The organism is Streptomyces murinus (assembly GCF_002154555.1).
Taxonomy (GTDB): Bacteria; Actinomycetota; Actinomycetes; order Streptomycetales; family Streptomycetaceae; genus Streptomyces; species Streptomyces murinus.
In genome coordinates this window covers 1-713 of the sequence record NZ_MUNF01000916.1, presented here as the reverse complement: position 1 = coordinate 713, position 713 = coordinate 1, and the positions used below count along the sequence as shown (strand labels likewise).

1 protein-coding gene is annotated in these 713 nt (G+C 72.8%); it reads right to left on the bottom strand.

Going from position 1 to position 713, the window contains the following annotated elements; translation table 11 throughout:
• Positions 1–543: AMP-binding protein (locus tag CCN72_RS36555; RefSeq protein ID WP_244174664.1), on the bottom strand; the 543-nt coding region annotated here is incomplete at its 3' end.
• Positions 544–713: the final 170 nt, after the last annotated feature.

Here is a 713-nt window from a genome sequence, read left to right as displayed (position 1 = left end):
GGTGCCGCTGGTGTAGATCTGGATGACGGCGTCGTCGGGTCCGGTGCCGGGCGCCGGGTCGGTCTCGGGCTGGTCCGCGGCCCAGGCGAGCAGTCCGGCGCCGCGGGCGGGTTCGCCGTCGGCGTCGGTGCCGTCGACCCGGATCACCCGGCGCAGGCCGCGCAGTTGGGGCCGTACGGCGGCGACGGTGTCCCAGAACTCGTCGTCCACGAAGATCAGCGTGGCGCCGGAGTCGCGCAGGATGTGGTCGACCTCGTTCGGGGTGAGCCGCCAGTTGACCGGCACCAGGACGGCGCCCGCCTTGGCGCAGGCGATCATCACGAGGTAGTAGTTCGCGGACTCGCGGCCGAGGTAGGCGACCCGGTCGCCGTGCCGTACCCCGCTGGTGTGCAGGGCGTGCGCGGCGCGGTTGCTGTCGCGGTGCAGCTTGTTGTAGGTGGTGACGTGCCCCTCGCAGATGATCGCGGGGTGGTCGGGGCGGGTGCCGGCGTGGGCACGGGCGGAGTGGTGGAGCGTCCAGCGCTCCCTCGGTATGTCGTTCATGGTGATGTGCCGTCTCTGTCGAACTGTCCGACCGTCACGCCGCGGGCGCCGGGGCGAGCTGCCCGTCGACGAACTGGGCGAGCGCGCGGACCGTGGGGTGGTCGTGGGTGAGGGAGGCCGGCAGGGGCAGCCGGAACGACTGCTCCAGTGCGGCCTTGACCTGCTGGGCC